This is a genomic window from Elusimicrobiaceae bacterium (assembly GCA_017528825.1).
Taxonomy (GTDB): domain Bacteria; phylum Elusimicrobiota; class Elusimicrobia; order Elusimicrobiales; family Elusimicrobiaceae; genus Avelusimicrobium.
In genome coordinates this window covers 1-6,797 of sequence record JAFXOI010000030.1, presented here as the reverse complement: position 1 = coordinate 6,797, position 6,797 = coordinate 1, and the positions used below count along the sequence as shown (strand labels likewise).

General features: G+C 42.5%; 7 protein-coding genes. 4 read left to right on the top strand and 3 right to left on the bottom strand.

Annotated features, from left to right (window positions below):
- Window positions 1-769 (top strand): Na/Pi cotransporter family protein (locus IKN49_05555; protein MBR3632502.1); only part of this gene is annotated, 769 nt, incomplete at its 5' end.
- A 31-nt stretch (window positions 770-800) separates the two neighbouring features.
- On the opposite strand, the gene IKN49_05550 is transcribed toward IKN49_05555, so the two are convergent.
- Together IKN49_05550 and IKN49_05545 are read right to left on the bottom strand one after the other, a co-directional pair.
- Window positions 801-1,193 carry a CatB-related O-acetyltransferase gene (locus tag IKN49_05550; GenBank protein ID MBR3632501.1) on the bottom strand — a complete coding sequence of 131 codons (393 nt, stop codon included), beginning with the start codon at window positions 1,191-1,193 and terminating at the stop codon, window positions 801-803.
- A 29-nt stretch (window positions 1,194-1,222) separates the two neighbouring features.
- Complete coding sequence (locus IKN49_05545) at window positions 1,223-1,681, bottom strand: hypothetical protein (protein ID MBR3632500.1); 459 nt, start codon at window positions 1,679-1,681, stop codon at window positions 1,223-1,225.
- Window positions 1,682-1,713: 32 nt separating this feature from the next.
- Here IKN49_05545 and IKN49_05540 point away from each other — a divergent pair, with 32 nt between their 5' ends.
- From IKN49_05540 to IKN49_05530, 3 genes are read left to right on the top strand one after another with little or no spacing between them, the layout of a single operon-like run.
- Window positions 1,714-3,360 (top strand): O-antigen ligase family protein, encoded by a 1,647-nt coding sequence (locus IKN49_05540; protein MBR3632499.1) that lies wholly within the window; start codon window positions 1,714-1,716, stop codon window positions 3,358-3,360.
- A gap of 18 nt (window positions 3,361-3,378) precedes the next feature.
- Entirely contained in the window at window positions 3,379-4,026 is a 648-nt protein-coding gene (locus IKN49_05535) for a polysaccharide biosynthesis/export family protein (protein ID MBR3632498.1), read from the top strand.
- A 3-nt stretch (window positions 4,027-4,029) separates the two neighbouring features.
- Window positions 4,030-5,745 (top strand): polysaccharide biosynthesis tyrosine autokinase, encoded by a 1,716-nt coding sequence (locus tag IKN49_05530; GenBank protein MBR3632497.1) that lies wholly within the window; start codon window positions 4,030-4,032, stop codon window positions 5,743-5,745.
- Window positions 5,746-5,797: 52 nt separating this feature from the next.
- Here the strand turns inward: IKN49_05530 and IKN49_05525 are convergent.
- A partial coding sequence (locus IKN49_05525) for an outer membrane beta-barrel protein (protein MBR3632496.1) occupies window positions 5,798-6,797 on the bottom strand: 1,000 nt, incomplete at its 5' end.

Below are 6,797 nucleotides of genomic sequence, written 5' to 3'. Positions count from 1 at the left end.
TATTATGCTTATGTTTATAAAACCGTTTGAAAAACTGATTTTATTTCTCTTGCCTGTCCAACGTAACGAACAAAACCAAACCGAACTACGCTACTTAAAAGTAGGGGTTACCACGACGCCGGAATTATTCATCGGTGCGGCACGTAAAGAAATAGATATTATGGCCGGTATGGCCAGTTCCATTGTATCTAAATTACTCCATGCGCTCAAAGCCGATTCCAATAATATGTTTGATCGTCTGATACAAGACATCTATGCACAAGAAAAGGCCAGCGATGTATTAGAATACAAAATCACAGAGTTTTTAAAGAACTTGACCCACGAGCAACTTTCCCGCGACATGGTAAACGAAATCATGCGGCTCTTGGACCAAACAACTTATTTGGAAAAAATAGCCGACCATGGGGAACGTATTGCCAAACTGTTAACCAAAGCACATAACATGAAAGCATTTAATACACAAGATTACGAACGATTGGAAACCATTGGACAACAAGTGCGTAAGATTATCAAACACATGCGTTCCACTATCTTGCCTACTTCACAGTTGGATAAAGCAGAAGTTTTAGCATACGCCCGTGAGCAAGAAGACGTGCTAAATGATATGCGACATGAATTGCGTGAAGAGAAAACATCCAATGACTTTACCAAGAATCAAATCTCTCCAGCGGGACTCACGCTTTACGCAGACATTTTGACCAGTTTTGAGAAAATGGGCGATTATGCATTAAATGTGGTAGAAGTTAATACGGACCAACCGAAACACTAAATTATAGTGTCCAAAAGCAGGCGGGGTAGCTTTAATGCACAAGGGGTTTAATTTCTTGCTTTACTTTGGCTAAATCACTACAAGAGAGAAGCGGAATAAGTGCATTGATTTCTTCTATGCTCTTGTCCCACCATTTAAGTTTGAGTAGCAGGTCAATGAGTTCATCATCAAAGCGTTTTCTGACGGTTTTGGTAGGGTTTCCGGCCACAATGGTGTAAGGTGACACGTCTCTAGTTACCACGCTGTTTAGACCGATAATCGCCCCATCGCCAATATGCACGCATGGGAGTATTGTGGAGTTTTGCCCAATCCACACATCATTGCCAACAACAGTATCGCCTTTGAACGGCAGGTCTTCTTTAGAGGGTGCAGATTGGTCCCAAGAGCCGAAAATGTAAAAAGGGTAAGTAGATACGGCGTTCATCTGGTGGTTTGCCCCGTTCATCACAAACTCTACACCTGCACCAATTTGGCAGAACCGGAACGGAGTTTTTGAGCGCATTTTTCAATAGTCTGTTCTAACAGAGAAGCCTGTTTAAAAAATGCTTTTTCCTCTAGGCCCATCGGATCTTGTATAGCGGTTTCTTCTCCATAAACAAATTCATTAAGTAGCCACATTTTATCTATGTAAGGGGCATATTGATCGGTTAATTGTTCCAGTTGTTGCGGCTCCATGCAAAAAATCCAGTCCGCTTGTTTTAAGTCTTGCTCTGTGAGTTGTATGGGTTTGATATGGCTGGCAGAGAGACCTTGTTGAGAGAGATATTTTTCTACAAATTGCGGAAGATGTTGTTGCGGATTGGCATACAAGCCGCAAGACCATACCGTGGCCTGTGGCATGTATTTTTTTAAAAGTACCTGTGCTAATACACTGCGGCACAAATTGGCATGACAAATAAATAAAATATTCATAAGTCCCTTAGAGAATTTTATAAAATATTTTTATGCTTGTCTTTTTGAGAATTATATTTATATTGCTTACGCTCTTTGTCCCGTTTGCATTTGCCGGGGCAGAGCCATGGGCTTTTTCTATTCTACAAGGTGGCTTGGTGGTCATTTGGTTATTGTATTGGATTTCCGGCCCAAAAGTTTTCCTCTATACCCGTTTGACACAAGTGGCCTGCGGAGCGGCTCTTTTTTTACTTATTTTATCTATTTTACAAGCCTGTTTGGCAAGCAATATTTTTCAACCTGTTCCTTGGCACCCTATCTCTATGATGCCGCTGTACAGTTTAGAGTTTGCCTCTGTATTTGCCACCTATATATTAGCTATTGTACTGGTAGGAGTGTTGTTTACACAACACAAGCTTATTAAACTATTGCTGAGTTTATTGGTAGGGGTTCAACTACTGGTGGCCTTTTGTGCATGGGGTCTGCCTAACGGAGAATATATTTTCCGTTTGGCAGACGTGCGCGGAGGTATTGGACCGTTTTTAAATCGCAATCATGCGGCGGTCTTTTTTGCGTTTGGGGCTATTCTATCTTTAGGTTTATTTTTTACTTCTTTACTTAAAAAAAACACAGCACGTTACTCCCCACTATCCCGTATTACCTTATCTAGTTGGCTATGGGCAGGTAGTTTTGTGTTTTTAACTTTTTCTACCATTATGACGCGCTCCAGAGGCGGGATGTTAGCTTTATTAACCGGTATTTTTTTATATGCGTATCTTCATTTTGCCACGCTCAAAAGACACCCCATCAGACGCAGACGCGGCCTGATTTGGACGACGGTTGCCTTATTGGTGGCTATCACGTTGATTAGCACACATATTCCACAAATCAGTGCCTTTGCCCAACGCTCCGAAGGCACCTCTACCCAAGTACGCCAAATGCTCTATCAGGCCGCCGCAGAGGCCTTGCAACAATATCCGATATGGGGCATTGGGACGGGAGCTTTACCGGTGGTAATTCCGGCATATACGGCCTATCCGTTGGACCAATATATAGAACGCTTACACAATGACTGGCTGGAATTATTATTAAGCGTCGGTATCGTAGGAACACTCCCCATTTTGCTGGCAATAGGTTGGTTTATCTTGCTAGCTCTTAAACGATTGCGGCAGTTACCCCCTACCAAACGTCCTCTTTTTACCGCTTGCTTTACCGCGCTGGGGGTGATGAGTGTCGGTAGTCTGGTGGATTTTCATTTCTTTATTCCGGCAAATGCGTTTTTGTTTTTTATTTGTCTGGGGGCTTTAACCGCACCCACTTATGATAAACATCAGTTATATCACCTACAACTGTCCCGTGCGGTGTGTATTATTATGGCGTGCTTATGTATTGGTATAATCTATATCCCTACCTGTAAGACGATGGCCTGGCGCAATGTGTTATTTAGCTATGGCTTGCGTGTGCCGGGCAAATTAGCTTTGTACCGTCAGGCTTTGTCTTATTATCCTTCTCCGCGCTATGCCGTACGTTTAGGAAATGCATGCCTCAATGCCGCCGCTCAAACAGCAGATGCCCCCCAACGTCAAGCCTTAGTGCAAGAGGCCAACGACGTAGCCATACAATTTCTGCGCCGCTATCCCAAAGAGCCGGAATTATCTATGCTCTATTTGCGCGCCCAAAACAGTCAAAATTCTCACTAATTTTGTAAAATATAAGATATGAAGAGATTGCTTACTTATATTTTAGTCAATACATTACTCCTCGCCGCATGTAGCAGCAGTGCTCCCATACGTACTTCTGCAGATAATGCTCAAACGATTAACACACAAGAAGTATTACAAAATTTACAACAAATGCGCTCGTCTCAATCATACCGCTTGCAACCGGGCGATCTAATTGAAATTCAGGTATTTCAAGAAGAAAGCATGCAACGCACCTTACGTATTAATAGCACAGGACGCATTACTTTTCCGTTAGTAGGCACTCTTAAATTAGGCGGTTTGTCTATTGAAGACGCGCAAAATGCTTTAGTCAGAGCGCTCACCAAATACATCAAAAATCCGCAAGTGTCTATTTTAGTAACGGAATATGGCAATAAAACCGTCTATGTATTGGGCCAAGTACAAAAACCGGCCGCTATACAAATCCCGCCCGAGAAACAACTCACTGTTTTGGAAGCGATTACGTCGGTAGGTGGGTTTACCGATATTGCCAACACGTCTAAAGTACGTATTTTGCGCTTGCAAGAGGGAAAACAAATCGCTTTAGATGTAGATGTGGCCCAAATTACCAAACAAGGGAACAAATCGTTAGATGTCCCCTTATTGCCGGGAGATGTGGTGTTTGTTCCACAGAGTATGTTTTAGACTATGACAACTTCTTCTTTTATACAAGCTGATGAATTTGATGTAACGGAAATCATCAATATGATTTTCAAGCGTATGTGGCTGATCGTAGGATTAGTTATTTGCGGTCTGGCCGGAGCGATAGTGGCTAACTATTTAATACGCCCGGTATATGAAGCCACTGCGTTGGTAATGATTAACCAAGAAGACGCCGGTAAAATTGATCAACGCACCTATGGTTCTTTTATGAGCGAAGAAGATTATTACCGCACCCAATACCGCCTCATTGAAAGCCGCTCTTTATTAGAAAGAGTGTACCAATCGCTGGACTTAAACAAATATGAACAATTTGCCAATCCCAACGGGGTAGGGAAATTGCATGGGGCTTTGGTCGTCACGCCTATTACGCGCAGCCGATTAGTCAACATTGGCATCCACGCCTATGACCCGCAAGTAGCGGCCGAAGTGGCCAACGCGGTAGCCGAAACCTATGTGGCGGAAAATATCAGCAATCGTATTTCTATGGGTAAAGACGTCATTAAAGCGCTAGAAAATTCGGAAAATAGCGACGCTGAACAAGAATTATTAAATTCTATGCCGCAAGTGGTCAATAGTGATTTTATTAAATCATTAAAACATCAAGCCGCTCTGCTGGAAAGCCAAAAAGCGCAATTATCTGCCAAATATACTTCCAAACATCCGGAACTAATTTCCGTCAATAATCAACTTAAAACCGTCAATGAACAAATTGCCAACGAAACCAGTCGCTTAGTGCAAAGTATTAAAATTGAGCTTTCCGGTCAATTTTCCGGCAATAATATACGTATTATTGACCCGGCAATTGTCCCGTTAAGGCCGGTGCGCCCGCGAAAATTAATCAATTTAATTTTAGGGGCTATGGCCGGTGGCGTGTTGGGGCTACTGATTGTATTTGGGTTAGAATTTATAGACCAAAGTATTAAATCTTCCCAAGATTTGGAAGAAAAACTCGGTCTTCCGTTTTTAGGGTTTATTCCCTTCATTCATGGCAAAAAACGAGATATAGAATATGCCTCTTTACTGCAAGAGGGCAACTCTTTACACGCGGAAAATATACGTAATATCCGCACCATGTTAGGTTTTTCACTCTCAGATCAACCCAATGCACCGATTTTAATTACCAGCTCTACACACGGCGAAGGCAAAAGCCATTTATCTGCCAATTTGGCGGTAGCTCTGGCACAAACCGGTAAAAAAGTATTACTGGTAGATGGCGATTTGCGCCGCTCTAGACTGCACAAATTATTCCGCCTTTCTTTAGATAAAGGACTCAGCAACATCTGGGCCGCTGACGCAGCCAAAGCTGATTTTTCCTACAATATACAACCGGTTGTCGGGGTATCTTCTCTGTCTGTGATGACGTCCGGCCAACGCCCCCCTAATCCGGCCGAGCTACTCAACTCTGTCAGAATCCCCCAATTTTTACAATGGGCTCAAGGAAATTATGATCAAGTGATTGTGGATTGTCCGGCCATTTTGCCTGTATCGGATACTATGTTATGGGGACGGTATATTCCACGTGCGGTCTTTTTAATTCAATATGGCAGAACTTCCGCCAAGTTGGCTATGTCTGCTTTAGATAAATTGCACAAGGCCGATATCAAATTGTTAGGAGCGGTCATTGGCCAGCACCGCCAAGAAGGGTTTTCCTACGCCAAATACGGTTATTATAAACATTACCGCTACTATCAATACAAATAAAAAATCCCTTATATCAAAATCCCTCAGCTTAACTGAGGGATTTTCTGTGTGATTAGAAAATTACTTTTAGATTGCAGCCTATTTTGTTACTGACATAATCGGGCCACTTTTCATTAGAACTGCGGATGCGGTATTGATACCATACACTGCCAATCAGCCACTGTTTAAAGTTATATTCTAGGCTGGGGCGCACAGTATATAAACTGTCGTGGCGTTTATGGGTGGTAACTGCTTTGGTATAGCGCAAATCTTCCCACCCTACCACCATAGAGCCTGCCCATTTGGCGTTCAACTGATGGCGCATATAGACAGATATAAACGTATCAATAAAATAACGGTTTGTTCCATACAAAGTTTCTTCCATGCTACGCTCTCCAGATAAACTGATAAGATCGCGCGAAGTGGGTTTCCATAAAATTTCTGCATAATAACCAACTAAATCCGGCTCATTATCTGCGTGAGGTATTTTATGGGAATAGCGGCGCGCGTCATAAGTAATTTTAGCCGTACCGGTTACTTTCCCACTGAGTTTTTTAGTCAGTCCTAAAGCGGCACTATGGGAAATAGAATTATTCTCTTGATTGCCCTGATATACAATATCTGAAAACATATATTCCACAAATGCATAGGTGCGCGGCGTAAAATTATAAAACAGTTGTGCGGCCGCATTGACCCGGTTGCGGTTTAAATACTTCATATCACGGGCAAAATACCGGTCGAACAGATCTTGCAAAGATACGCCGAAACTAATTTTTCTTTTGTGTGAGGTTTGATATGATACAGAAACTGTATTGTTGAGACGTTTGGTACGTGCCGTTAACGAACTGTCTGCCGGCTCAGAAGTATATAAAATAGATTCTTCTAAGGCCAACTTTTCCCCCTGTAGTCCAATATTACCAGCCGCATCTACATAATTATTATGGCTCGGATTTTCGGTGTATAAATTACCCCCCACCGTCGCGCCGGCATGAAATTGCGTGGCTTTTTGGGGCAGCTTGCCTTGATATTCTACCCCAAGGTGCACACTATTAATAATAGAATCTTTTTTTTCT